The sequence below is a fragment of the Actinomadura rubrobrunea NBRC 15275 genome (assembly GCF_001552235.1).
In the GTDB taxonomy this organism is placed as follows: Bacteria; Actinomycetota; Actinomycetes; order Streptosporangiales; family Streptosporangiaceae; genus Spirillospora; species Spirillospora viridilutea.
Genome location: NZ_BCQU01000013.1, coordinates 20,135 through 44,971, shown reverse-complemented (window position 1 = coordinate 44,971; position 24,837 = coordinate 20,135). Strand labels below are relative to the sequence as shown.

Below are 24,837 nucleotides of genomic sequence, written 5' to 3'. Positions count from 1 at the left end.
GGGGACGCGCCGCGCCCGTCTCCGCCCGGAAGTGTGAGGGGCCGTCCGCGCGGGAGCGGACGGCCTTGCGAAGGGAGAGCGTGTGCTGCCTGAGGTCGCGTCGTGGCTGCGCCGGCGGACCAGTGCGTCGGATCAGTGGCCGCTGGAGACCCTGCTCGCCGCCAAGGGCGGCACCCGGATCAGCGTGGTGCTGCCCGCCCGCGACGAGGAGGCGACGGTCGGCGCCATCGTCGCCGCCATCCGGGAGGACCTGGTGGAGCGGGCGCCGCTGGTGGACGAGATCGTGGTGATCGACTCGCGGTCCACCGACCGCACCGCCGCCGTGGCCGCGGCCGCGGGCGCGCGGGTGGTGGCCCAGGACGCGGTGCTGCCCGAGCACGGCCGCATGTCCGGCAAGGGCGAGGCGCTGTGGAAGTCGCTGGCCGTCACCGCCGGGGACGTGATCGTCTTCGTGGACGCCGACCTGCGCGGCTTCACCTCCTCCTACGTCACCGGGCTGCTCGGCCCGCTGCTCACCGACCCCGCCGTCGGCTACGTCAAGGGCTGCTACGACCGTCCGCTGGTCGCCGGGGACCGCCCGATCGAGGGCGGCGGCGGCCGGGTCACCGAGCTGGTCGCCCGGCCGCTGATCAACCTGCACTGGCCGCTGCTGGCCGGGGTGATGCAGCCGCTCGGCGGCGAGTACGCCGGGCGGCGGGAGCTGCTGGAGCGGCTGCCGTTCGTCACCGGCTACGGCGTGGAGCTGGGGCTGCTGCTGGACGTCTTCCAGCACGCGGGCCTGGACGCCATCGCCCAGGTGGACCTGGGACGGCGGGTGCACTCGCACCAGTGCACCGAGGCGCTGGGCGCCATGTCCGGGCAGATCATGCTCACCGCGTGGTCCCGGCTGCAGCGGCACGGCCGGATGCTGCCGCTGGAGGCCCCGGCCACCGTGCTCACCCAGTTCCGGCGCGGCCCCGGCGGCCACGACGTGCGGGTCAGCGACGTCGGGGTGGGGGAGCGCCCGCCGATGATCGAGATCCCCGAGTACGCCGAGTCGCGGCGCTCCCTCCTCTCCTGACCGCCCTTCCCGCCGCGCCCCGCGCGGTGTGACTCCGGCCACGGTGTTACCGGTGGTAACCCCATAGGTGCTACCGTTGGTAACACATGCTGTCCACGGAAGGGTCAACAGGATGACGAGTACCGAGGCCGCGCCGTTCTCCCTCGACCTGGGCGAGGACCTCCGCGAGGTGCAGCAGTGGGTGCGCGAGTTCGCCCGGGACGTGGTGCGTCCCGCCGCCGAGGAGTGGGACGAGCGCGAGGAGACCCCCTGGCCGATCATCCAGGAGGCGTCCAAGGTCGGCCTGTACTCGCTGGACTTCTTCGCCAACCAGTGGCTGGAGCCGACCGGCCTGGGCATCCCGGTGGCGTTCGAGGAGCTGTTCTGGGGCGACGCGGGCATCGCGCTGTCGATCGTCGGCACCGGCCTGGCGGCCGCGTCGATCGCCGCGGTCGGCACGCCCGAGCAGGTCGGCGAGTGGGTGCCGCAGATGTTCGGCACGCCCGACGACGTGCGGCTGGGCGCGTTCTGCGCCTCCGAGCCCGACGCCGGCAGCGACGTCGGCTCCATCCGCACCCGCGCCGTCTACGACGAGGCCAAGGACGAGTGGGTGCTCAACGGCACCAAGACCTGGGCCACCAACGGCGGCATCGCCGACGTGCACGTGGTCGTCGCCTCGGTGTACCCGGAACTGGGCGCGCGCGGGCAGGCCAGCTTCATCGTCCCCCCGCGCACCCCCGGGCTGCGGCAGGGGCAGAAGTTCCGCAAGCACGGCATCCGCGCCTCGCACACCGCCGAGGTGATCCTGGACGACGTGCGCATCCCCGGCGGGCTGATCGTCGGCGGCAAGGACCGCTTCGACGAGCGCATCGCCCGCGTCCGCGAGGGCAAGAGCACCCGGGGCCAGGCCGCGCTCAAGACCTTCGAGACCACCCGCCCCGCGGTCGGCGCCATGGCCTTGGGAGTGGCGCGCGCCGCCTACGAGTACGCGCTGCAGTACGCCCGCGAGCGCGAGCAGTTCGGCAAGAAGATCGGCGAGTTCCAGGCCATCGCCTTCAAGCTGGCCGACATGAAGACCCAGATCGACGCCGCGCGGCTGATGGTGTGGCGGGCCGCGTGGATGGCGCGCAACGGCCACGACTTCGCCAACGCCGAGGGCTCCATGGCCAAGCTGATGGCCAGCGAGACCGCCGTGCGCGTCACCGAGGAGGCCATCCAGATCCTCGGCGGCAACGGCTACACCCGCGAGTACCCGGTGGAGCGCATGCACCGCGACTCGAAGATCTTCACGATCTTCGAGGGGACCAGCGAGATCCAGCGCCTGGTCATCGGCCGCGCCGTCACCGGCCTGGCGATCCGCTAAGGGGCGAAGCGCGACCGCGCCGAACGAGCCGAACGAGCCGAACGAACGATGTGAGCGCGCCCGCGCCTCCGCGCCCTCCGGCCGAGGGGCGGGGCGCGGGCGGGCTCGCCCATGGCCCCGGAACGTCCGCGCGGCGACCGCGCGCCGGGGGATGCGGCGATGCAGGCGCGGAACGCGCGACCGGGTAGCGTACCGTTCTCGACATGGTGACGCGGGAGACGACGGGGCGGGGGACGCGGCGCGACCCCGATCGCAGGCGTGCCCTGCTCGAAGCGGCCGACCGGGTCATCCAGAGGGAGGGGCCGGAGGCGTCGATGGCGGCCATCGCGGCCGAGGCGGGGATCAGCAAGCCCATCCTGTACCGGCACTTCGGCGACAAGAGCGGCCTGTACCGGGCGCTGGCCGAACGGCACACGCGCAAGCTGATCGAGGGCATCCGGGAGGAGTTCTCCCGGTCCGACTCGGTGCGCGCCCGCACCCGCTCCACCATCGACACCTACCTGGCGGTCATCTCCAAGAACCCGGCCCTCTACCGGTTCCTCATGCACCGCGCCAGCGCCGAGGACCCGTCCACGCACAGCGCGATGAGCACGATGATCCGCGAGGTGAGCCGGGAGCTGGCCGAGGTCATGATCGCCGAGGGGAGGCTGCCCGACCGCGCCCGCGCCTACGTGTGGGGGCACGCGGTCGTCGGCATGGTGCAGACCGCGGGCGACTGGTGGCTGGACCACGCCGACGAGGTGCCGCGCGAGACGGTGGTGGACGGCCTGGTCGAACTGATCCTCGACGGCCTGCCCGCCGCCGCCGGTTACGACCTGGCCCCGGAGGGTTCTTCGCACGACGATGGCTGAGGTGAGCGTTGACTGACGGGACTGTGTCCGAGGCGCCCGCGAGCGGGGAGACCGGACCGGGGGACGAGCCGAGGGTCGAGGTGGACCGGCGGCCCTGGGGACGCTTCGAGCGGTTCACCCACAACGAGCCGTCCACGGTGAAGCTGCTCCACGTGGCGCCGGGCCAGCGGCTCAGCCTGCAGCGGCACCGCCGCCGCGACGAGCTGTGGGTCGCGCTCGACCCCGGCGCGGTGTTCGAGGTGGACGGGCGGCGCGTGCTGCCGGAGGTGGGCGAGCGGGTGTTCATCCGGGCGGGCCAGACGCACCGGCTCGGCTCGTCCGGGCCGGCGGTGCGCGTGCTGGAGATCGCGTTCGGGGACTTCGACGAGGACGACATCGAACGCCTCGACGACGCCTACGGCCGCACCTGAGCGCACGCCGCCGCGCCCGGGGGCGGCGGACGCTCCCGCCGACGCGCCCGCCCCTGCGATGGTGCCGCAAGCGTTCGCTTACCGGGGAGGGCGGATGGACGTCGAACGGCTGGCCCGGCCGCTGGCCGAGGTGCTCGCCGACCGCTTCGGGCCGGACGTGCGCATCGACGCCCTGCGCCGCGCCAGCGGCGGCGCGTCCCGGGTGACGTGCGCGTTCGAGGCCGTCACCGGGGCGGGGGAGCGGCACCGGCTCGTGCTGCGCATGGCGGCCGGGCGCGCGGACGTGGGCCTCGCGCCGCCGCGCGAGGCGGAGCTGACGCGCGCGGCCGCGGCCGCCGGGGTGCCGAGCCCCGAGGTGGTCGCCTCGGGCGGCGCCGACGGCCCGCTGGGCGCGGACTTCGTCGTCATGCGGCACGTGGAGGGCCAGACCATTCCGCGGCGGATCCTCAAGGACCCGGCGCTGGCGGACGTGCGGCCGCGGCTGGCCGCCGAGTGCGGCCGCATCCTCGCCGCCGTGCACCGCATCCCGGTCGACGCCGTGCCCGGGTTGGAGCGGACCGACGTTCTCGCCGCGTGGCGCGGCGTGCTGGACGCGTGCGGGGAACCGCACCCCGCGCTGGAGCTCGCGCTGCGCCGGCTGGAACGCGACCGGCCGCCCGCGCACGGCGCGGTGGTCGTGCACGGCGACTTCCGCAACGGCAACCTGGTCGTCGGTCCGGACGGCGTCCGCGCCGTGCTCGACTGGGAACTGGCCCACCTCGGCGATCCCCTGGAGGACCTCGGCTGGCTGTGCGTGAAGGCGTGGCGGTTCGGCGCGGACCCGCCGGTCGGCGGGTTCGGCGGCTACGAGGAGCTCTGCGCGGCGTACGAGCGGGCCGGCGGGGCGCCGGTCGACCGTGCGGCGCTGCGCTGGTGGGAGACGTTCGGCGTCGCCCGCTGGGCGATCATCTGCGTCATGCAGGCCCGGCGGCACCTCACCGGCGAGCGGCGGTCGGTGGAGCTGGCGGCGTTGGGCCGCCGGGCGGCGGAGAGCGAGTGGGATCTGCTGCAGATGCTGCCCTGACCGCGGACGGCCCGTCAGCGCCCGTCCTCAACGCCCGTCCCCAACGCTCGTCCTCAGCTCTCGCCCACCAGGTGCGCGTAGACGATGACGTTGTCACGGTAGGTGCGCCCCCTGTGGTTGAACGCGCCGCCGCACGTCACCAGACGCAGTCCGGCGTACCGCACCGCCCCGTAGACGCGTTCGCGCGGGAACCGCCGCTTGGGCACCTGCTCCTTGGCGTCCACGCGGAACACCGCGGTGCGTCCGTCCTTGCGTGTCACGCGCACCTTCGCGCCGGGCTTCACCTTGTGCAGCCGGTAGAAGACGGCCGGTCCGCGCGTGTCGTCGTAGTGGCCGAGCAACACGGACGGCCCCCGAGCACCGGGGGCCGGGCCGTGCTTGTACCACCCGGCGACGTCGGAGTGCTCGAACGGCGGCACCTCCACGGTGCCGTCGCGGTTCCGGCCGACCGGCATCACCCGCGCACGCACCCCGACGGACGGGATCTCGATGCGGGTGGGCGGCGACGGCGGCAGCGCCGGCCCGTCGGGGATGCGCCAGAGCACGCGGGGACCCCCGTAATCGCTGTAGGGTCGGGCCGAGGAGACGTTGCTCCGCACCCCGTTCCCGACCGCTACCGCGCCGATGACCGCCAGCCCGGCGGCGAGGAGCAGGCCCCGATCACGCCCGCGCACGGGCCCGGGAACGGATCAGCACCGTCCCGCCGATGCCTGCGGCCGTGACGAGCAGCACCACCCCGGCCGGCAGCCACGGGACCTCGGGCCCCTGCGTGCCGCCGCCGCCCGCCGCGACATAGCCGCGCGGCGTCGGGCTCGGACCCCGGCCGACGACCCCCGGTCCGCCGGCGCCGACACCGCCGCCGCCTCCGCCGACACCGCCTCCGCCGACACCGCCTCCGCCGACACCGCCTCCGCCGACACCGCCGCCGACGAAGCCGCCGCCGCCCTTCTTCTTCTCCTCGAAGTCGCCGATGACGACCTTCTCCTGCTTGAACAGGCCGCCGCCGGCGTGCTTGCCCTTGTCCTTGTCGTGCCCGCCGTGGTCGCCCTCGTGGCCGAACTCGTCCTCGCGTCCGAAGCCGTCGCCTTCGTGGTCCGGCCCGGGGTCCCCGTCGTCGTCGACCGGGCGGACGTCGAGCCTGCCCGCGAGGGCCCTCCTGGACTCCGCGCACCTGGCCCGGAGCACATGGCTGCCGGCCAGGGCGTCGTTCACCAGCGCGTTCACCGAGAACCAGCCGTCCCGGACCGCGCCGACGCCCCGCGCCGCGCCGGTCACCCGGACGAGGTCGTCGGCGTCGGTGCAGGTGCCGGTCACGGTGACGCGCTGGCCGGGACGGACGACCCGCGGTTCGATGGCGAGATCGTCGGCGTGGGCCGCGGTGGCCTGGACAATCGGGACGGTTCCGCACAGCATGGCGCCTGTCATCAGGGCCGTGCGGACGGCTTGTGTCGCGCGCACCCTTCCCTCCCAGTGAAGATCGTGGACTAGATCACGGAGGGTGCTTCCCTGGATACGCTGCGACACGACCGATATGGGGGACCATGGTCGGAGCTTTGACAAGTCTTGCTCGTGGCGGACGGCCGGGCCGGCGTCCACCCGCGCGGCCCGGCCGTCACCGTGCGCTCAGCGCACCGGGATCCACGCGTCCGGGGACAGATCCGGCGCCCGTCCGGTGCTCGGCCGCGCCGCGCGATACAGCTCGCCTTGGTGGGTGACGACGGCGCCCCGAGCGTAGGCCGCGCCGCTCTGCCAGGCGGGCACGTCCACCGGGGAGATCCGGCTGGTGCGCCCGTCCGCGGCGCGGGTGCGGGTCAGCGCGTACGACCCGACGGCGGCCGGACCGGTGTAGGTGCGCCACCGTATCCCGTCGGTCGAGTACTCGACCGTCATCCCTGGATTGCGGACGTTGGCGGTCAGCGTCCCGCCGGAGATCCTGCCGCCGGGCAGCGGGACGCGGTAGTTCACGCCCGTTTCACCGGGCAGCCCCACCGGCCGGTAGAACGACAGCAGCGGGAAGGCGACCTGCCCCAGCGTGTTGCTGAACACGTTCCACGCCTCGGGCATCCGCTCGGGCGACGGGGTCCGGCGGTTCCACGCCCGTTCCGCGACGCCCAGCATCTTGGGGATGGCCTGGTACTCGCGGATCCGCGGGGTCTTGCCGTTCTCGCCCCACAGCTGCGCTTCCAGGCCGAGGATGTTCGCGCGGCCCTTCTCCGTCAGCCGCTCCCACCGCGGGTCCGGGGTGAGCGGGTTGCCCCAGCGGTCCTCGGTGGCGTTGGCGTACATGTCGAACGGCTGGTAGGTGAAGGTGCTCTTCTCGTCGACGTAGGCCGCCCAGTAGTAGCCGACCTCGTCCGGATCCTTGTTGTAGGCCAGGTCCATGTACAGGTTGGTGGCGTGCGCCAGGATCACCGGGGTGCCCTCGTTGGCGAACCGGTACGCCCAGTCCTCGCGGCCCCAGCCCCACACGTTCTGCCATGCCAGCGGTGCGAAGTTCTTCAAACGCAGCGCGCGGTCGGGGGCGGTGGCGTCCTCCCACCCGGCGGTGGTGCGCGCGGCCTTGAGCGCGATGCGGTTCCACTTGATGAAGAACAGGTCTGCCAGCTCCTCGCCCGACTTGCCCGCCGTCTCCGGGTTGGCCTGGCACGCGGGCGAGCCCGACCACCAGCCCTCCGGCGGCCCCGGGGGCTCGTCCCCGCCGAGGTTGATCCGGTTGAGCGGCGCGCCCGCCGCCCGGTACATCTTCGCCACCTCGGTCACGACCTTGTCCAGGAAGCGGTACGTGCCGGGGACGCACGGGTTGACGAGGTTGTCGGTGTAGCCCTGCACGCTGACGTGCCGGGAGGTGTCGGCGGGGTCCACCAGGCGGTACGTGGCGTCACCGGTGCGCTCGTGGCGGCGCTCCATCGCCAGGACGGCGGCCCGGGCGTGCGCGGGCATGTCGAACTCCGGCACGACCTCGATGTGCCGCTCGGTGGCGTACCGCAGGATCTCCTGGAAGTCGCGCACGGAGTAGTGGCCGCCGCCCTTGCCGACGAAGTTGATCAGCGCGTGCTCGTACCCCTGGTAGGAGGGACGCGGGCCGAGGTTGGCGGCGGCCTCGTCGCGGGGCTTGCCGCCGATGCCGTCGCCGCCGCCCAGGTCGTCGACCGACCCCATGGCCGGGTGCAGCGCCCGCCGCTCGGCGGGGTCGAAGGCGCGGCGCGCGCCGAACCCGGTCAGCTCGGGCAGGCCGGGGATCTCCAGCCGCCAGCCCTCGTCGTTGGACAGCCCCAGGTGCAGCCGGTTGAGCTTGGTGAACGCCATGAGGTCGAGGAACTTCATGATCGTTCGCTTGCTCTCGAAGTGCCGCGACACGTCGATCATCAGCCCGCGGTAGCCGAACAGCGGCGCGTCGGCGATCACGGCGCGCGGCACCGCCACGGTGGAGGCGCGGTCGCCGCCGGCCGCCGCCCGGTAGGCGGACGCGGGGACGAGCTGCCGCAGCGTCTGCACCCCGTACAGCACCCCGGCCCGGTCGGCGCCGACGATCCGCACGCCGCCGCCGGTCGCCGTCAACCGGTAGCCCTCGGCGTCGGGACGGCCGTTCCCGTCCACGTCCAGACGGGGGTCGAGCCGCAGCGTGATCGGCGCGCCGCGTCCTCGCGCCACGTCGCGCAGCGCGGAGCGCAGGTAGTCGGCCTCGCCGCGGAGCTCGCCGTCGTACCGGATCGGGGAGGCCCCGCCGATCCGCACCGTCCCGCCGGTCTCCGCGGCCGACAGCGGCTGGGGGACGAGCCGCTGCCGCAAGGTGAGCCGCACGGGCCGGATGGAGGAGTTCTCGGCGAAACGGGTGGCCGCGTTCTGCACCGGCCGGTTGTCGCCGGAGAACGCCTTGGTCTGCTTGGGGTCGTTCGGGTCGAGCAGGGACTTGGCGGGCACCCAGCGCGGCGCGCCGCGGCCGAACGCGATCGCCCACCCGGCCGGCGCGTCGGACTTGTGCACGCTCCACAGTTCCATGTCGATGTCGACGGCGCGGCGCTGCCCGGGGCCGACCGGGCGGAAGGCCGCGGTCGGTTCGAGCACGTAGAAGTCGCCGCTCTGCGCCTTGTCCGCGCGGGCCACCGTGAGGCCCTGGTCGGCGAGCCGCCGCCGCGCGGCCTCGCCCACCGTCCCCGACAGCACGGCCGCGGGCCGGCGCACGGACGTGAAGTACAGCGCCCAGTCGCGTCCCAGGCCGCAGCGCCGGTCGCGGTTGGCCAGCGTGAGCCGGGCGCGGACGTACTGGGCGTCCGCCACGGTGTGGTCGATCGGCTGGTAGGTCAGCAGGAGGTCGCCGGCGTCGGGGCGGCAGGCCGCCGCCGCGCCCGGCGCCGGGGCCGCGATCACGGCGAGCGCTGCGGTCAGCGCGGCGGCCGAGGCGCCCGCCGTGGCTCTCATCGGGATCCTCATCGGTCGTCCTCCGTGAGCACGGGGGAGTGTCGCGTTGAAACAGGAAACTAACCTGTTTATTCGTCCGCGTCCCGTGCCTGATCCGGTCGGCGGGAAAGGCCCAGGCGGCGCCGCCGGGCCGGACCCGGCCGCGCGCCGCCCTTGACGGCCCTTCCGGCGGCCCGCCTCGCGATCCCGGACGCGTGGTCAGCGCAGGGCGAACTCCCAGGTGCGGCCCTCGGCGTACTCCTTCAGGACGCGGCGGGCGGTGGCGGCGACGTGCACCTCGTCGGGCCCGTCGAAGATGCGCGCGGCGCGGGCGTGCCGGTACATGCGGCCCAGCGGGGTGTCCTCGGTCAGCCCCTCGGCGCCGTACACCTGGACGGCCCGGTCGATGACGGCGTTGAGCATCCGCGCCGCCACCACCTTGACCGCCCCGATCTCCACCCGGGCCTGCTGGCCGGAGTCGATCTTGTGGGCCGCCTGCAGGGTGAGCAGCCTGGCGGCCTGGATCTCGGCGTAGGAGTCGAACACGTGCTGCTGCATGAGCTGCTTGTCGGCCAGCGGCCCGCCGAAGGCGCGGCGCTCGTTGAGCCGCGCGCACATCAGGTCGAAGGCGCGCTGCGCCTGCCCGAGGAAGCGCATGCAGTGGAAGATCCGGCCCGGTCCGAGGCGCTCCTGCGCGATGGCGAACCCGTGGCCGCGCGGCCCGAGCAGGTGGTCCTCGGGGACGCGGACCTCGTCGTAGAGCACCTCGCAGTGCCCGCCCTCGAGCCCGAGCACCGGCATCTCCCGCACGATTGTGCAGCCGGGCGTGTCCGTCGGCACCAGGATGATGCTGAACGCGCGATGGGGCGGTGCGCCCTCGGGCTCGGTGCGGCACATCACCGCGGTGTACGCGGCGCTGCTCGCCAGCGTGGTGAACCACTTGCGGCCGCGGATCACCCAGTGGCCGTCCTCCAGCACGGCGGTCGTGGTGATCTGAGTGGGGTCGGAGCCGGCCACGCCCGGCTCGGTCATCGCGAAGCTCGGGTTGATCTCGGCGCGGACCAGCGGCTCGAGGAACCGCTCGCGCTGCGCCGCGGTGGCGTACCGGTGCAGCATCAGCGAGTCCTGCAGCGTGAAGGTGCCGAGCGCCAGCTGCCCGAACTCGCTGCGCCCCTGGACCTCGTTGACGTACACGTAGTCGAGGAACGGCAGTCCGCCGCCGCCCAGCTCCCGCGGATGCCCGAGCGCCCACAGCCCCTCGGCCTTGGCCTCGCGCCGCAGCTCGGCCATCAGCGCGGCGGCCTCCTCGTCCCCGCGGCGCAGCACGGGCTCGGCGGGCTCGACGCGCTCGGTCATGAAGGCGTGCACGGCGTCGCGGACCGGACGCACCGACGGCGGGATCTCGAAGCTCATCGCGGCCACCTCTCCTGGATTCTAGAATCGCATTCTGTCGCCTGGGTCGGCCGCGGGCGACCCCCGTCGAGGGAGGGTTCAGGTCCGATGTCCCCGCCGCACGACGCCCCCGACGCCCGCGAGCTCGTCGCCGCGGTCCGCGAGTTCCTCGAGCGCGACGTGCTCGGCGCGCTGCACGGCGGCACGCGCTACCACTGCCTGGTGGCGATCAACGTGCTGGGCGTGGTGGAGCGCGAGCTGCTGCTGGGCGCCGAGCACCGGGAGCGGCACCGGCGGCGGCTGGCGGCGCTGGGGTTCGCCGACGACGCGTCCCTGGCCGCCGCGCTGCGGTCGGGCGCGCTCGACGACCGGTACGAGGAGGTCAAGGCGGCGCTGACCGCCATGGTCCGCGACAAGCTCGCGGTCGCGGCTCCCGGCCGCGCCGACGACGACCGCCCTGCCGGCGGCGGGGACGGGCCGTGACGCGGAGCCCCGATGCCCCAGAGCTCTCGTCGGGGAAAGCGCGAGACGGGAACGGCCCGGCCGCCACGCGGCGGCCGGGCCGTCGAGGGGGACGGAGGGCTCAGGCGCTGGCGCTGAGGTCGAGCTCCTTGACCTCGGGGTCGCCCTTGTCGGCGGTGTAGTCGGCGTCGCTGGTGGCGTCGGCGCCGTCCGCCAGCTTGGCGGCGCGGCAGACGAGCGTGCCCGCCGCGGCCACCGCCAGGTTGACGGCCAGGGCCAGCAGTCCGACGTAGACCGTCATCTTGGTGTCCAGGCCCAGCTCGCTCAGCTTGTAGGCCGACCCGCCGAAGTGCTCCTTGCCCTTGGCCGGGTTGGGGATCTGGTACAGCATCCACAGCCCGGCGGCCATGCCCGCCGCCCAGCCGGCGATCAGGCCGCCGCGGTGGAACCACCGGGTGAACAGCCCCAGGCCGACCGAGGGCAGCGTCTGCAGGATGATCACGCCGCCGATCAGCTGCAGGTCGATGGAGAACTCGGGGTCCAGCAGCAGGATGCAGGCCACCGCGCCCACCTTGACGATCAGCGAGACCAGCTTGCTGACGTTGGCCTCCTGCTTGTCGGTGGCGTCCGGCCGGATGTACTCCTTGTAGATGTTGCGGGTGAACAGGTTGGCCGCGGCGATCGACATGATCGCGGCGGGCACCAGCGCGCCGATGCCGACCGCGGCGAACGCGACGCCGGTGAACCAGTCCGGGAACATGTTGTCGAACAGCACCGGCACCACGGTGTTGGTGTCGGCCTTGCCGTCGGCGCTGATCGGCTTGACCCCGGCGGCGATGGCCATGAAGCCCAGCAGGGCGATCAGGCCCAGCACGAAGCTGTAGGCGGGGAGCGCCGACATGTTCCGCTTGATGGTGTCGCGGCTGCGGCTGGCCAGGATGCCGGTGACGCTGTGCGGGTACAGGAACAGCGCCAGCGCCGACCCGAGCGCCAGGGTGGCGTAGTTGAGCTGGTTGGTGCCGTCCAGCAGGACGCCGTCGCTGGGCGCCGGGGTCTGGTCGAACTTGGCCTTGGCCGCGTCGAAGACGTCCCCCCAGCCGCCGAGCTTGGACGGGATGTACAGCACCGCGACGATGATCACCAGGTAGATCAGCACGTCCTTGACGAACGCGATGAGCGCGGGCGCGCGCAGCCCCGACTGGTAGGTGTAGGCGGCCAGGATCGCGAACGCGATGATGATCGGCAGGTGGCCGTGGACGCCCATCGCCTTGAGCACCGCCTCGATGCCCACCAGCTGGAGCGCGATGTACGGCATGGTCGCCACGATGCCCGTGATCGCGACGGCCAGGGCCAGGGTGGGGGAGCCGAACCGGGCGCGGACGAAGTCGGCGGGCGTGACGAAGCCGTGCACGTGCGACACCGACCACAGCCGGATCAGCATCAGGAACACCAGCGGGTACACCACGATGGTGTACGGGACGGCGAAGAAGCCGGCCGCCCCGGCGCCGAACACCAGCGCGGGCACTGCGACGAACGTGTAGGCGGTGTACAGGTCGCCGCCCACCAGGAACCAGGTGATCCAGCTGCCGAAGCTGCGGCCGCCCAGCCCCCACTCGTTGAGGTTGTCCATGGTGTCCGGCCGCCGCCACCGCGACGCGACGAAGCCCATCACGCTGACCAGCAGGAACAGCGCGGCGAAAATGATCAGCTCGGTGAGGTGATCGGTCGACATCGCTCAGTCCCCCCGGCGGGTCATGCGGTAGACGATCGTGGTGCAGGCCACGCCGAGCAGGATGAAGGCGAGCTGCATCCAGTAGAAGGCGGGAAAGCCGAACAGCCGGGGCTCATCCCTGTTGTACAGGAACGTCAACAGCGGGATGATGATCGCCGGCAGCAGCATCAGGTTCCATGGACTGCGGTCGGATCCGCGCTTGGGCGGAGGCGATTGCGCGGGCAAGGGATCCTCCTCGTCACGGGCGCGTCACCGGACCTTCTCGCATCGTGAGACGACCCGGTGGCAGGGGTGGTGCGGGAGACTACCGCCACGTCGGTCACAAGCCGATATCGGCGACGGCACGACTGTGTGTGGACCGATCCAGATCGTGGAACGCCCGACGGCCCGGCCCGGCGGCCGCGTCCGCGACGCGGGTGCAGGTCAGAAGGGGACGGGTGCAGGTCAGAAGGGGACGTCGGCAGGTCAGAAGGGGAGACGGAGCGAGGCGCGGCTGCCGGTCAGACGGTGCGGTCGGCGGCGGTGCGCGGCTCGTGCCGCACGTCGTCGGGGGAGTTCAGCTCCCGCGTCCAGGCGGCGAACTCGACAAGGATGCCGTCCGGGTCCTTGAAGTAGATGGAGCGCACGAACACCCCGTCGTGCGTCTCCGGGGCCACGCCGAACTCGCTGTCGTCATGGTTGAGGATCACACCGACGTCCACGCCCTTGGCGATGAGGCGGTCGCGGTACTCCTCGATCCGCTCGGGCGGCACGTCGAAGGCGATGTGGTTCATCGACCCCACGGCCGACACCAGCCCGCCGCGGTCGGGCAGGTCCGTGGGCCCGGTCACGCCGGGGACCGCCTCGGGCGCGTCCGGGAACCAGAAGAACGCCAGCGCGTTGCCGCCGCCGCAGTCGAAGAAGAAATGCTGCCCCCAGCCGTTGGGCAGCTCGATCGTCTTGATCAGCGGCATGCCCAGCACGCCGGAGTAGAAGTCCACCGTCCGCTTCATGTCGCGGCACACCAGCGCCAGGTGGTTGACGCCGCGCAGCTCGAACTCGGTGTTCTTGCGCGAGGGGGAGGCCGTCATGGAACCACTCCCGCGGTGTAAGCGTTCCCTTGCGGGCCATCGTCGCAAAATCCCCACGCCTTGAGAACCCGCTGTCAGCGGCCCCTGAGGTGGATCGATGCAAAGGCTGGGTCGGTGAAAGGAAAGGCGGGCGGTGAAAGGGCCGTCCGGCCCGCCGGGGAGGTGGCCGGGTGCGAGGCCGCCCGGTAAGCTCGGCGGTATGCGAACCGGACGCGGTCACACGCTCGCCGCCCCGACGGCGGCGATCGGCGTGTGCCCGTGCCGCCGGTGGTGGTGGCGCCGCTGAGAGGCGGCGCCGGTTCGTCGACGTTGACTTGCAGGCGACCGCCCTCATCCGGCGGTCGTTTCTCGTCTCCGGCGGATGAGGGCCCGATACGCGAGGGGCCACCCGGTGGACACCGTCTCACAGCAAGCGCAGATCCGTCGGTTCGCGACGTCCGGGGGCGTGCGGGTGACCCGTACGGCCGTCCCGGTGGAGGCCGAACGCGGGTCCGAGCTCCTCAACGGCCTCGTCGCCGCGGTGGGGGAGCGGCGCGGCGGCGTGCTCAGCTCCGGCATGGAGTACCCCGGCCGCTACACCCGCTGGCACATGGCCTACGTCGACCCCTGCGTGGAGATCGTCGCCCGCGGCCGCGAGGTCGAGGCGCGGGCGCTGAACGACCGGGGGCGCGTCCTGCTCCCGGCCCTGGCGGGCGCGCTGCGCGGCGCCGGGGAGGTGACCGCCGAGGAGGGGGACCGGCGGCTGGCGGTGTTCGTGCCGCCCACCGAGGAGTTCTTCCCCGAGGAGGAGCGCAGCCGCCAGCCGACGGTGTTCACCGCGCTGCGCGCCGTCGTCGACCTGTTCCGCTGCGACGACCCGCACCTCGGGCTGTACGGCGCGTTCGGCTACGACCTGTCGCTGCAGTTCGAGCCGCTGCGGCTGCGCCACCGGCGGCCCGCCGACCAGCGCGACCTCGTCCTGCACCTGGCCGACGAGATGGTCGTCGTGGACCGCAAGCGGGAGACCCAGCACCGGCTGTCCTACGACTTCGAGGTCGACGGTCGCGGCACCGCCGGGCTGCCGCGCCGCACCGAGCCCACCCCCGTCCCGGACGTCCCCGGCGAGCTGCCGCCGCAGCCGGTGCCGGGCGCGTACGCGCGGATGGTGCGGGAGGCCAAGGAGAGGTTCAGGCGGGGCGACCTGTTCGAGGTGACCCCCGGGCACGCCATGCACGGCCGCTGCCACTCGCCCGCCGCGTTCTTCGAGCGGCTCCGCGAGACCAATCCCGCGCCCTACGAGTTCATGTTCAACCTGGGTGACGGCGAGTACCTCGTCGGGGCGTCCCCGGAGATGTTCGTGCGGGTCACCGGAGACCGCGTGGAGACCTGCCCGATCGCCGGGACGATCCGCCGGGGCCGGGACCCGCTGGAGGACGCCGAGCAGATCCGCGCCATTCTGGCCTCGGCCAAGGACGAGTCCGAGCTGACCATGTGCACCGACGTGGACCGCAACGACAAGTCGCGGATCTGCGTGCCCGGCAGCGTCAAGGTGCTGGGGCGGCGGCAGATCGAGCTGTACTCGCGGCTGATCCACACCGTCGACCACATCGAGGGGCGGCTGCGGCCCGGGTTCGACGCGTTCGACGCGTTCCTCACCCATATGTGGGCGGTCACCGTCACCGGGGCGCCCAAGACGTGGGCCATGCAGTTCATCGAGGACCACGAGGACGCGCCGCGCCGCTGGTACGGCGGGGCGGTCGGGTACGTCGGGTTCGACGGCTCGATGAACACCGGGCTCACGCTGCGCACCGCGCAGATCCGCGACGGCGTCGCCACGGTGCGGGCCGGGGCGACCCTGCTGTACGACTCCGACCCGGAGGCGGAGGAGCGCGAGACGTACCTGAAGGCCAGCGCGCTGCTGCAGGCGCTGGAGGCGTCCCAGGACCCGCGGGCCGCCGCGGACGCCGACGCCGGGCCCGAGCCGGAGCGGGCGGGGGTCGGCCTGAAGGTGCTGCTGGTCGACCACGAGGACTCGTTCGTCAACACCCTGGCCGACTACTTCCGCCAGCAGGGCGCCGAGGTGTTGACGCTGCGGCACGGCTTCCCGCACCGGCTGCTGGACGAGCACGCCCCCGACCTGGTGGTGCTGTCGCCCGGCCCGGGACGCCCCGCGGACTTCGCCACCGCGGAGCTGCTGGACGCCCTGGACGCCCGCGGCCTGCCGGTGTTCGGCGTGTGCCTGGGCCTGCAGGCGATGGTCGAGCACGCGGGCGGCGAGCTGTCGCTGCTGAGCGAGCCCGCCCACGGCAAGCCGGGAACGGTCAAGGTCGCGGGCGGCGAGCTGCTGCGGGGGCTGCCCGACGAGTTCACCGCGGCCCGCTACCACTCCCTGCACGCCACGCCCGACCGGGTCAAGGGCTTCCAGGTGACGGCGCTGACCGGCGACGTGGTCATGGCGATCGAGGACCCGGCGCGGCGCCGCTGGGCGGTGCAGTTCCATCCCGAGTCGATCCTCACCGCGCAGGGCCGGGCCGGGCACCGCGTCATCGCGAACGTGCTGCGCCTGTGCCGCCGCGAGGCGCGCTGAGGCGACGCGGGGACGGGTTGCGGATGGTCCCGCGGGGCTAATCGGTCGGCTGAAATTAGTCCCCTGGGGCCTGTCCGAAGCGCGTTCTAAGACGGGATACTGGCGGGGCGGCGTCCATGTGTCGAGTGTTCCCGGCATGGGGGCCGCTGCGTTATCCCCGGTCGGAGGGGGTTCGACCCCCTCCGTCCAGCTCGCCTTCCCTGGCGCGGCGGATCTCCGGGCTCGGCGTGCGGATGATCCGGACGCGTCGCGCCCTCGCTTCCCGCGTGATCGGCTTCGTCGGATCGTTCGGGTGTGAATACCTGACATTCACTGACAGGTATCGCTGCGAGCATCGGCGGCATGACCGCGAACGAGACCGTGAACGAGACCGATAACGCGCGGGCGAAAGCGTTGTCAGGCAGGATCGCGCTGGTGGCCGGGGCGACCCGCGGCGCCGGCCGGGGCGTCGCCGTCGAACTCGGCGCCGCGGGCGCGACCGTCTACGTCACCGGACGCACCACCCGGGGGCGGCGGTCCGAGATGGACCGCCCCGAGACCATCGAGGAGACCGCCGAGCTCGTCACCGCCGCCGGCGGCGAGGGCATCGCGATCGCCGCCGACCACCTGGACCCCGACCAGGTCGCCGCGGTGGTGCGGCGGATCGACGCCGACCACGGACGCCTCGACATCCTGGTCAACGACATCTGGGGCGCCGACCACCTCGGCGAGTGGGACACCCCGATGTGGCGGATGGATCTGGACAAAGGACTGCGCATGCTGCGCCTCGGCGTGGAGACCCACATCGTCACCGCCCGCCACGCGCTGCCGCTGCTCATCCGCAACCCCGGCGGGCTGGTGGTCGAGATGACCGACGGCACGCTGGAGTACAACTCCGCCTACCGCAGGGCGACCGGCTTCTACTACGACCTGGCCAAATGGTCGGTGATCCGGATGGGGCTGGCCTGGGCCGAGGAGATCAAGGAGCACGGCTGCACGGCGGTGGCGCTGACCCCGGGCTGGCTGCGCTCGGAGGCGATGCTCGAGCACTTCGGGGTCACCGAGGACACCTGGACGGACGGCACGAAGGTCGACCCGCACTTCGCGATCTCCGAGTCCCCGGCGTTCGTGGGACGGGCCGTCGTCGCGCTGGCCGCCGACCCCGACCGGCACCGGTGGAACGGGCGGTCGCTGTCCAGCGGCGGCCTGGCCCGGGTGTACGGCTTCACCGACGTCGACGGCAGCCGCCCCGACGCCTGGCGCTACATCCGCGAGGTCCAGGACGCGGGCAAGCCCGCCGACGTCACCGGCTACCGGTGAGCTATCGGTAGAGCGCGGCCAGCCGGGCGGCGCTGTCGGCCATGCGGGCGCGCAGCTCCGGCGGGTCGAGCACCTCCACCTCCGGCCCCAGGGCCAGCAGCTGCGCGTGGGCGACGTCCGGGGACTCGACGGGCAGCCTGGTGGTCACCCAGCCCCGCTCGTCGGGCTCCCCGGCCCGCTCGACCGCCCGGCGCGCGGCGTACGGCTCCACGGCGTGGCGCAGCCACCGCAGGCCCGCCGGGCTCAACCGCACCGTGATCTCGTCGCGCAGCATCGAGCGCAGGAACTCCTCGGCCTGCTCCGCCCAGTACCCGGCGAGGTCGAACTCCCGGTCGCGCGGGAACGGCTCCCCGAGCGCCCGCACCGCCGCGATGCGGTCGACGCGGTAGGTCCGGTACGGCCAGGGAGACGACCGCCGCGCGACGCGCGCGACCAGGTACCAGATGCCGTTCTTGAGGACGAGGCCGTACGGGTGCGCCGTCCGGGTGACCTCGCGGTCGCGGCGGTACCGCAGCTCGACGGCCTCGTCCCGCCACACCGCCCGGGCCAGGTCGCGCAGCAGCGGCGGCGGCTCGGCGTCGGTGAACCAGCCCGGGGCGTCGAAGTGGAAGCGCTGGCCGGCGCGCAGCGGCGCGTCGCGCAGCGCGGAGGGCAGCGCGGCCCGCAGCTTCAGCTCGGCGGCGGCGACCGCGTCGGCCAGGCCCATGTCCTCGGCCGGGCCGGGAAGGCCCGCGAGGAACAGCGCCTCGGCCTCCTCGCGGCTCAGCCCGGTCAGCCGCGTCCGGTACCCGCCGACCAGCCGGTAGCCGCCGTTCCTGCCCTGCTCGGCGTACACCGGCACGCCGGCCGCCGACAGCGCCTCCACGTCGCGGTAGACGGTGCGTTCCGACACCTCCAGCTCCCGGGCCAGCTCGGCGGCCGTCATCCGTTCCCGCGACTGCAGCAGCAGCACCATGGAGATGAGCCGGGACGCGCGCATGAGCTCCATCTTGCCGCACGCGTATCTGACACAATCGTGTCCGATAACGGGAAATTGCCTGTCATCTGCGCGGAAAGCCCTGTTAGCGTCGCCCCCGTGCCTAGCGACAGAACATCCATCGAACAGTTCATCGACGCCCTCCCCAAGGTCGAGCTCCACGTGCACCTGGTCGGGTCGGCGTCCCTGTCCACCGTCTTGGAGCTGGCCCGCCGCCACCCCGACGGGCCCGTCCCCACCAGCGAGGAGGAGCTGCGCGCGTTCTACCGCTTCCGCGACTTCCCGCACTTCGCGGAGGTGTACGAGGCGGTGTCCAGCCTGGTCCGCACGCCCGCCGACGTGGCCACGCTCGTGCTGGGCGCCGCCCGCGACCTGGCCGCGCAGAACGCCCGGTACGTCGAGCTGACCGTCACCCCCTACACCCACCAGCGGATGGGCATGGCGATGCCCGCCGTCACCGAGGCCCTGGACGAGGCGGCGCGGCGGGCCCGCGACGAGCTCGGCATCCGCGTCGCCTACATCTTCGACATCCCCGGCGAGTTCGGCGCCGACGGCGCCGCCGCCACCGCCGAGCACGCCGTCAAGCACCCGCCGGAGGCGCTGGTGGGCTTCGGCATCGGCGGCATCGAGCAGATGCGCCCGCCCTACCGGGACGACTTCCGCGCCGCGTTCCGCGCCGCCCGCGACGCGGGGCTGCACAGCGTGCCGCACGGCGGCGAGATGACCGGCCCGGAGACCATCTGGGAGGTCATCGAAGGCCTCGGCGCCGAGCGCATCGGCCACGGCATCAGCTGCGTCCAGGACCCGCGGCTGATGGACCTGCTGCGCGAGCGGCAGATCCCGCTGGAGGTGTGCCCCACCTCCAACCTGCGGACCGGGCAGGTGCGCGACCTGGCCGAGCACCCGCTGCCGACGATGCTCGAGCAGGGCCTGTTCGTCACGCTCAACAGCGACGACCCGCCGATGTTCGACACCACCCTCACCGGCGAGTACCGGGTGGCCGCCGAGGTGTTCGGACTGGGCCGGGCCGAGCTGGCGGACCTGGCCCGCAACGCCGTCACCGCGTCGTTCCTGGACGAGGAGGGCAAGCGGGCGATTCTCGACGACATCGACGCGGTGCTCGCCGAGTGACCCCCGCTGCGCCGGCCGCGGAGGGGGCGCCCTAGAGGCGACACCGGTCGGCCGGGCGTGCGCAGGGCGTCACGGCGCGGGCGACGCCGACACCTCCACGCGGGTGTCGTGGAAGACCGGGCCGACGCCGGCGTCGGTGGCGCGGTCGTCGACCACGGCGTTGGCGTTGGCCCCTCCCGACAGCTTGGGCCAATGCCCCTTGCTGGTCGCCGCCACGCCCGGCCGGACCTCGTCGGTGACCAGCAGCACCGCCTCGAACGCCCCGCGCTCGTTGGCGACCCGCACGCGCTGCCCGGACGACAGGCCGCGCGCCGCGGCGTCGTCGGGATGCAGCCGCACGGTCGGCCCGCCCGAGCGGCGCCGCAGCTCGGCGTTGTCGCCGAACTGCGTGTTGAGGAAGTGGTGCGGGGCCGCCGACACCAAGGCCAGCGGGTAGCGGCGCGCGCGCTCGGGATCGGTCACCTCGCCCGGGGGCGTGTACCCGGCCACAGGGTCGAGCCCGAGTGCCTCGGCGCGCCGCGACCGGAACTCCAGCCGCCCCGACGGCGTGGGGAACTTCTCGGCGTACGGCAGGAACGGCGCGGGCACGGCCATGCGGACGAAGCCCTCCTTGCGCAGCCGGTCCAAGGTGATGCCCGTCATCCACGGGTGATCGGACGCCAGCGCCTGCTCGGCGAGCCGTTCGTCGGAGTCGTACAGGCCGGGCTCGGTCAGCCCCATCCGCCGCGCCAGGCGGCGGAACGTCTCGGTGGTCGGCAGGCATTCCCCCGGCGGCGCCACGGCGGGCTCGTTCCACGTCAGGTACAGATGCCCGTAGCCCTCGTGCAGGTCCGCGTGCTCGTGCTGCATCGTCGCGGGCAGCACGATGTCGGCGTAGTCGGTCGTGTCCGTGGGGAACTGCTCCAGCACGACCGTGAACAGGTCCTCCCTGGCCAGACCGCGGCGGACCTTGTTCTGGTGCGGGGCGCTGGCGGCCGGGTTGGCGGCGATGACGAACAGCGCCATCACCGGAGGATCGTCGAGCTCCAGGAGGTTCTCGCCGAGCCTGCTCATCGACAGCCTCCGCACCGGGCCGGGGCGCAGGTCGTCCCGGAACAGCGCGGCCCGGTTCAGCTTGACGTGGCCGGACGTGGAGAACGTCAGCCCGCCGCCCAGCCGCCCCCAATCGCCCGTCACGCCCGGGATGCAGGCCAGCGTGCGCAGCGTCTCCGCGCCGCCGCCGTGCCGCTGCAGGCCCTGCGTGGCGCGGATGGCGGTGGGGCGCGTCCGCGCGACCAGCTCGCCCAGCGCGACGATCTTCTCCTCGGGCACCCCGGTGATCCGCGCCGCCCGCTCCGGGGGGAACGCCTCGATGCGCTCGCGGAACTCCGGCCAGCCCAGCGTGTGCCGTTCGATGTACTCCTCGTCGTGGGCGCCGAGACCCACGACGACGTTGAGCAGCCCCAGCGCCAGCGCCGCGTCGGTGCCCGGCAGCGGCGCCAGATGCTCGTCGGCCTGCCGGGCCGTCCGGGTCGCCACCGGGTCGATCGCCACCACGCGGGCGCCCTCGCGCCGCGCCGCCTGGACGAACTTCCACACGTGGTGGCCGCTGGTCAGGGGGTTGGTCCCCCACAGCAGGATCAGCCGCGCGTGGGCCAGGTCCTCGGGGTCCATGCCTCCCGGCGAGCCGATCGTGCACAGCAGACCGTAGTTGCCCGCCGCCGAGCAGATGTCGGCCCTGTGCGCCGAGGCGCCCAGCACGTTGAAGAACCGCCGCCCCGCGGCCCCCTCCAGGCCCTGGATGTAGCCGAGCGTCCCGGTGCCCCAGTACGGCCAGACGGCCTCGCCGCCGTGGTCGCGCGTGATGCGGCCGAGCCGGTCGGCGATCTCGTCGAGCGCCTCGTCCCAGGAGATCCGCTCGAACCGCCCCTCGCCCTTGCGCCCCACCCGGCGCAGCGGGTGCAGGATCCGGTCCGGCGAGTTCGCGCGCTCCAGCCACCGGTTGACCTTGGTGCACAGCGCGCCCCGGGTGTAGGGGTGGTCCGGGTTGCCGCGCAGCCCGACCGCCCGGCCGTCGCGCACCGTGACCACCCACGAGCAGCCGTCGGGGCAGTCGAGCGGGCAGGCGCCGAAGACCTTGAGCTCGTCGGACACTAGACCACCCCTTCGAAAGTGTCGCGCAGGTAGGCGTCGACGTCCGGCGCCTCCGGGCGGGTGAGCACGTGCCGCAGCCACGCCCGCCGCTCGTGGTCGACGACGGCGCCCTCCCACACGCAGAACACCGCCGGCGTCGGATGCGGCCGCAGGGCGCGGGGGGCGTCCAGCGGGGACGAGTAGAGCCGCTGGCGGAGCTCGTTCTCCCCGGCCCACCAGTCGTACAGCGCGAAGCAGAAGTCCCCCGCCCGGTGCACCACCACGAACCCGAGTCCGTAGCGGTCGGGCTCGGCGCCGTCGCGCAGCACCGCCGGCGCGGGCAGCACCTCGGGCGCGAGGGTCAGCGCGGCGTCCACGAGCCCGGCCGGCGGCCGCGCGCCCTCGGTGGTGATCCCGTAGACCTTGAGCCGCCACCCCGCCGTCTCATGGGGGCCGAGGAAGGAGATCGGTCGGCCGCGGTACGGCCCCCGGACCGCCACGACCCGCTCCGCGCCCTGCGTCGACTGCATCGCCGCTCCTTCCGTGACCCGCGGACTCCCAGTCTGCTGCACGAACGACAGGAGTGTCATCCCCATTCGTGCATGACGCGTCGGGGGCGGGGCTGCGCGGTCGCGGACCCGTGCCCCGCACCGTACCCTCCCAAGGCACGGACTGTCGGCGGGAGCTGGTTTGCTAGGTGCCGACGAACCGGAACGGTAGGGGGGAGCGCACATGAAGAGCGTCGAGCCTGAGGTCTACCTCGTGGCGCGGCCGGCGATGGACTACGACGAGGTGGCCCGTTACCTGCGCGAGGTCGGCGGGGAGAAGTGGCTGGAGCGCCTCGACCGGGGCGAGCTCGACGCCGAGCTGAACGACCCGCAGAACCTCGCCGAGTTCGCCGGACGGCTGTGCTACCGGTCCTGGGAGCCGGGGCTCAACCCCAACGTCACCCGCATCCGCACCGACCAGGGCGCCTATCTGGAGAACATCCTGCGGAGCATGCACGGTTCGGTGCTGGAGCACGTCAGCTTCAGCTTCGTCCTGCACAACGTCAGCCGGGTGCTGACCCACGAGCTCGTCCGGCACCGGCCCGGCGTGGCCATCTCCCAGGAGTCGCTGCGGTTCGTCCGGCTGCAGGACATCCCGTTCTGGTTCCCCCAGTGGGCGCGCGAAGACGCCGAGCTGATGAAGCGGGCCACCGCGCTGCTGGAGCAGATGGAGGAGTTCCAGGCCTGGATGGCCCAGCATTTCGGGCTGGACGACGAGGGCGTGCCGTTCAAGGAGAAGAAGCACAAGACCTCGTTCATGCGCCGGTTCGCCCCCGAGGGCGTGGCCACCGGCCTGGTGTGGACGGCGAACGTGCGCACCCTGCGGCACACGATCGAGAACCGCACCGCTCCCGCCGCCGAAGAGGAGATCAGGCTGCTGTTCAACCGCATCGGCGAGGTGATGCGCCGCGAGGCCCCCGCCCTGTTCGGCGACTACGTCGTCGAGGACGGCGCCTGGATCCCCAAGTGGCGCAAGGTCTGACGGCCGCCACGGCGCCGCCGGCCGCCGGGCGACCGGTCCGGCGGCGCCGTCCGCTGCTCGCCGGGTCCGGCGCGCCGGGCCCGCGCACGAGGGGCGGAGGACGGACGGCGCGGGGCTTCCGCCCGGTCGTCGCCGGCTGCGGCGGGGACCGGCTGAGGCCGTCCCGCGCGACCGCCGGACCGGGACGCGCCGAGAAAAGGCGGGCGTGCCGCACGACGTCGACAACCACGCCCGGACGCGGCGCGGCTCCCAGACCGGCGCCCGTCTCCCGGCGCCCGTGGTGTCGGTCGACGAAGCCCGCGCCGCGCTAGGCGTACGGCCGCGCGAGGCGCCGGACGGCGGGCGCCGCCTCCGCGCTCTCGTTCCACGCGATCCGGCCGAACACCCCGCCGACCCGGACGACGACGGCGCCGATCTCGCCGCCCGGTTCCAGGAGCGGCGCGAAACCTGCTCGTCGCCGTCCGCGGCGAAGCGGCGCACCTGGTCGACGGCGGCAGGCCGAGGCGCTCCCGCTGACCGCGGGGGGCCTCGATGCGCGGTTCACCACCAGCCGCTCGATGCCCTAGGTCGAGCGCCCGACGCGGGTGGTCGACAGCGCCGAAATCGGCGCCTGGCGGACGCGCCGAGGAGCGGCGGCAGATCGCCGACGTCCCTAGGCGACGCCCTCGGATCTGAGGAAGGCGCAACCCCGCCGAAGTCCGCCGCCGGTTCTCCATCGGCGGCGCCCTAAGGAATCTACAATGTAAAGGGCCGGGCCCGTCAGCCCTTGATCTGACGCACCAGGTCCCGCACGCGGTCCATCAACGCCGCCAGCGGCCCCACCGCCAGGTTCTTCCCGGCGGTCTCCACGCCCGGGTGCGGACGGGTCGGGGCGGTCGCCTCGGCGGCCTGGACGGCCTTCATCAGGGTCGTCAGCTCCTTCTGCCCGAACTGGCCGCGCAGCCGTTCGAACTCGTAGCGCTCCTCCGCGCGGGCGTGCGTCAGCACCTCGATCCGCAGCCTGTCCAGCTTGGGGAGGAACTGCGGGTCCTCGGTGTCCATGCCGTCCAGCTCGGCGAGCAGCTCCTTGGCCGAGCGCTCTTCCTCGAGGCGGTCGTCGGCGATCCCGTCGCCGCCGTCCAGCCGCTGCCGGGCCACCGGGTGCACGATCTCCTCCTCGGCGGTCTCGTGCACCGCCAGCAGCCGCACCAGCTCGCGGAAGGCGTCCCGCCGTTCGTCGCCCGTGCCGCCCTCCACCCGCGCGAACAGGTCGCGGATCTGGCCGTGCTGCTGGCACAGCAGGTCGATCACGTCGCGGGGCGGGGCCTGAGTGGTCGAAGTGCCCATACGTCGCTCCTTGCTCTCGGGTGTGCGGGCGTCGCCGTACCCGGACGACGAGGGCCTAAGCGGGCATTGCCGAAAGTTGGGCGCTGATCAGCGTGAAGGAGCCTTCTCTCCGGGTAC

At 73.2% G+C, this 24,837-nt stretch carries 21 protein-coding genes; 10 read left to right on the top strand and 11 right to left on the bottom strand.

Features of this window, described 5'->3' with window-relative positions; genetic code table 11:
* The first annotated feature begins 82 nt into the window (after window positions 1-82).
* From AR3_RS06060 to AR3_RS06040, 5 genes are all read left to right on the top strand, one after another.
* Window positions 83-1,060 (top strand): glucosyl-3-phosphoglycerate synthase, encoded by a 978-nt coding sequence (locus AR3_RS06060; RefSeq protein ID WP_067909713.1) that lies wholly within the window; start codon window positions 83-85, stop codon window positions 1,058-1,060.
* Between the two features lie 112 nt (window positions 1,061-1,172).
* Window positions 1,173-2,402 carry an acyl-CoA dehydrogenase family protein gene (locus AR3_RS06055; RefSeq protein ID WP_067909710.1) on the top strand — a complete coding sequence of 410 codons (1,230 nt, stop codon included), beginning with the start codon at window positions 1,173-1,175 and terminating at the stop codon, window positions 2,400-2,402.
* 203 nt (window positions 2,403-2,605) lie between these two features.
* The gene (locus AR3_RS06050) at window positions 2,606-3,253 is read left to right on the top strand and encodes a TetR family transcriptional regulator (RefSeq protein ID WP_067909708.1); all 648 of its coding nucleotides are present in this window, start codon (window positions 2,606-2,608) and stop codon (window positions 3,251-3,253) included.
* Window positions 3,254-3,261: 8 nt separating this feature from the next.
* The gene (locus AR3_RS06045) at window positions 3,262-3,663 is read left to right on the top strand and encodes a phosphomannose isomerase type II C-terminal cupin domain (protein ID WP_227023368.1); all 402 of its coding nucleotides are present in this window, start codon (window positions 3,262-3,264) and stop codon (window positions 3,661-3,663) included.
* 94 nt (window positions 3,664-3,757) lie between these two features.
* Window positions 3,758-4,726 (top strand): phosphotransferase family protein, encoded by a 969-nt coding sequence (locus AR3_RS06040; RefSeq protein WP_083950994.1) that lies wholly within the window; start codon window positions 3,758-3,760, stop codon window positions 4,724-4,726.
* 53 nt (window positions 4,727-4,779) lie between these two features.
* On the opposite strand, the gene AR3_RS06035 is transcribed toward AR3_RS06040, so the two are convergent.
* The 4 genes from AR3_RS06035 to AR3_RS06020 form a co-directional block, all read right to left on the bottom strand.
* The gene (locus AR3_RS06035) at window positions 4,780-5,271 is read right to left on the bottom strand and encodes a class F sortase (RefSeq protein WP_227023367.1); all 492 of its coding nucleotides are present in this window, start codon (window positions 5,269-5,271) and stop codon (window positions 4,780-4,782) included.
* Window positions 5,272-5,386: 115 nt separating this feature from the next.
* Entirely contained in the window at window positions 5,387-6,184 is a 798-nt protein-coding gene (locus AR3_RS31005) for a hypothetical protein (protein WP_169803789.1), read from the bottom strand.
* A 165-nt stretch (window positions 6,185-6,349) separates the two neighbouring features.
* Complete coding sequence (locus AR3_RS06025; RefSeq protein ID WP_067909693.1) at window positions 6,350-9,145, bottom strand: family 20 glycosylhydrolase; 2,796 nt, start codon at window positions 9,143-9,145, stop codon at window positions 6,350-6,352.
* Window positions 9,146-9,343: 198 nt separating this feature from the next.
* Window positions 9,344-10,537, bottom strand: a complete 1,194-nt coding sequence (locus tag AR3_RS06020) for an acyl-CoA dehydrogenase family protein (protein ID WP_067909833.1) — start codon at window positions 10,535-10,537, stop codon at window positions 9,344-9,346.
* A gap of 87 nt (window positions 10,538-10,624) precedes the next feature.
* Between AR3_RS06020 and AR3_RS06015 the strand changes: the two genes are divergently transcribed.
* The gene (locus tag AR3_RS06015) at window positions 10,625-10,999 is read left to right on the top strand and encodes a DUF6285 domain-containing protein (RefSeq protein ID WP_067909690.1); all 375 of its coding nucleotides are present in this window, start codon (window positions 10,625-10,627) and stop codon (window positions 10,997-10,999) included.
* Window positions 11,000-11,099: 100 nt separating this feature from the next.
* On the opposite strand, the gene mctP is transcribed toward AR3_RS06015, so the two are convergent.
* From mctP to AR3_RS06000, 3 genes are all read right to left on the bottom strand, one after another.
* Window positions 11,100-12,710, bottom strand: coding sequence for a monocarboxylate uptake permease MctP (gene mctP, locus AR3_RS06010; protein WP_067909687.1), 1,611 nt, complete (start codon window positions 12,708-12,710; stop codon window positions 11,100-11,102).
* A gap of 3 nt (window positions 12,711-12,713) precedes the next feature.
* Window positions 12,714-12,935: a DUF3311 domain-containing protein gene (locus AR3_RS06005; RefSeq protein ID WP_067909684.1), complete on the bottom strand. Its 222-nt coding sequence runs from the start codon at window positions 12,933-12,935 to the stop codon at window positions 12,714-12,716.
* Window positions 12,936-13,210: 275 nt separating this feature from the next.
* A complete protein-coding gene (locus AR3_RS06000) occupies window positions 13,211-13,780 on the bottom strand; it encodes a VOC family protein (protein WP_067909681.1) in 570 nt (189 codons plus the stop codon).
* A gap of 391 nt (window positions 13,781-14,171) precedes the next feature.
* Here AR3_RS06000 and AR3_RS05995 point away from each other — a divergent pair, with 391 nt between their 5' ends.
* Both AR3_RS05995 and AR3_RS05990 read left to right on the top strand, forming a co-directional pair.
* Window positions 14,172-16,346, top strand: coding sequence for an anthranilate synthase component I (locus tag AR3_RS05995; protein ID WP_067909678.1), 2,175 nt, complete (start codon window positions 14,172-14,174; stop codon window positions 16,344-16,346).
* Between the two features lie 342 nt (window positions 16,347-16,688).
* On the top strand, window positions 16,689-17,645 hold the full coding sequence (locus AR3_RS05990) for an SDR family oxidoreductase (RefSeq protein WP_067909674.1): 957 nt from the start codon (window positions 16,689-16,691) through the stop codon (window positions 17,643-17,645).
* Between the two features lies 1 nt (window position 17,646).
* Here the strand turns inward: AR3_RS05990 and AR3_RS05985 are convergent, their stop codons facing one another.
* On the bottom strand, window positions 17,647-18,624 hold the full coding sequence (locus AR3_RS05985; protein WP_067909830.1) for a helix-turn-helix transcriptional regulator: 978 nt from the start codon (window positions 18,622-18,624) through the stop codon (window positions 17,647-17,649).
* A gap of 96 nt (window positions 18,625-18,720) precedes the next feature.
* Between AR3_RS05985 and add the strand changes: the two genes are divergently transcribed.
* Window positions 18,721-19,752 carry an adenosine deaminase gene (add, locus tag AR3_RS05980; RefSeq protein WP_067909671.1) on the top strand — a complete coding sequence of 344 codons (1,032 nt, stop codon included), beginning with the start codon at window positions 18,721-18,723 and terminating at the stop codon, window positions 19,750-19,752.
* 69 nt (window positions 19,753-19,821) lie between these two features.
* Here the strand turns inward: add and AR3_RS05975 are convergent, their stop codons facing one another.
* Together AR3_RS05975 and AR3_RS05970 are read right to left on the bottom strand one after the other, a co-directional pair.
* The gene (locus AR3_RS05975; RefSeq protein WP_067909668.1) at window positions 19,822-21,885 is read right to left on the bottom strand and encodes a molybdopterin-containing oxidoreductase family protein; all 2,064 of its coding nucleotides are present in this window, start codon (window positions 21,883-21,885) and stop codon (window positions 19,822-19,824) included.
* The gene (locus tag AR3_RS05970) at window positions 21,885-22,394 is read right to left on the bottom strand and encodes a hypothetical protein (protein ID WP_067909666.1); all 510 of its coding nucleotides are present in this window, start codon (window positions 22,392-22,394) and stop codon (window positions 21,885-21,887) included. Before AR3_RS05970 ends, AR3_RS05975 begins: the two co-directional genes overlap by 1 nt.
* Window positions 22,395-22,596: 202 nt before the next feature.
* On the opposite strand from AR3_RS05970, the gene thyX reads away from it, so the two are divergent.
* A complete protein-coding gene (gene thyX, locus AR3_RS05965) occupies window positions 22,597-23,394 on the top strand; it encodes an FAD-dependent thymidylate synthase (protein ID WP_067909663.1) in 798 nt (265 codons plus the stop codon).
* A 759-nt stretch (window positions 23,395-24,153) separates the two neighbouring features.
* Here thyX and AR3_RS05960 read toward each other — a convergent pair.
* Window positions 24,154-24,720: a hemerythrin domain-containing protein gene (locus AR3_RS05960; RefSeq protein WP_067909661.1), complete on the bottom strand. Its 567-nt coding sequence runs from the start codon at window positions 24,718-24,720 to the stop codon at window positions 24,154-24,156.
* Window positions 24,721-24,837 lie beyond the last annotated feature (117 nt).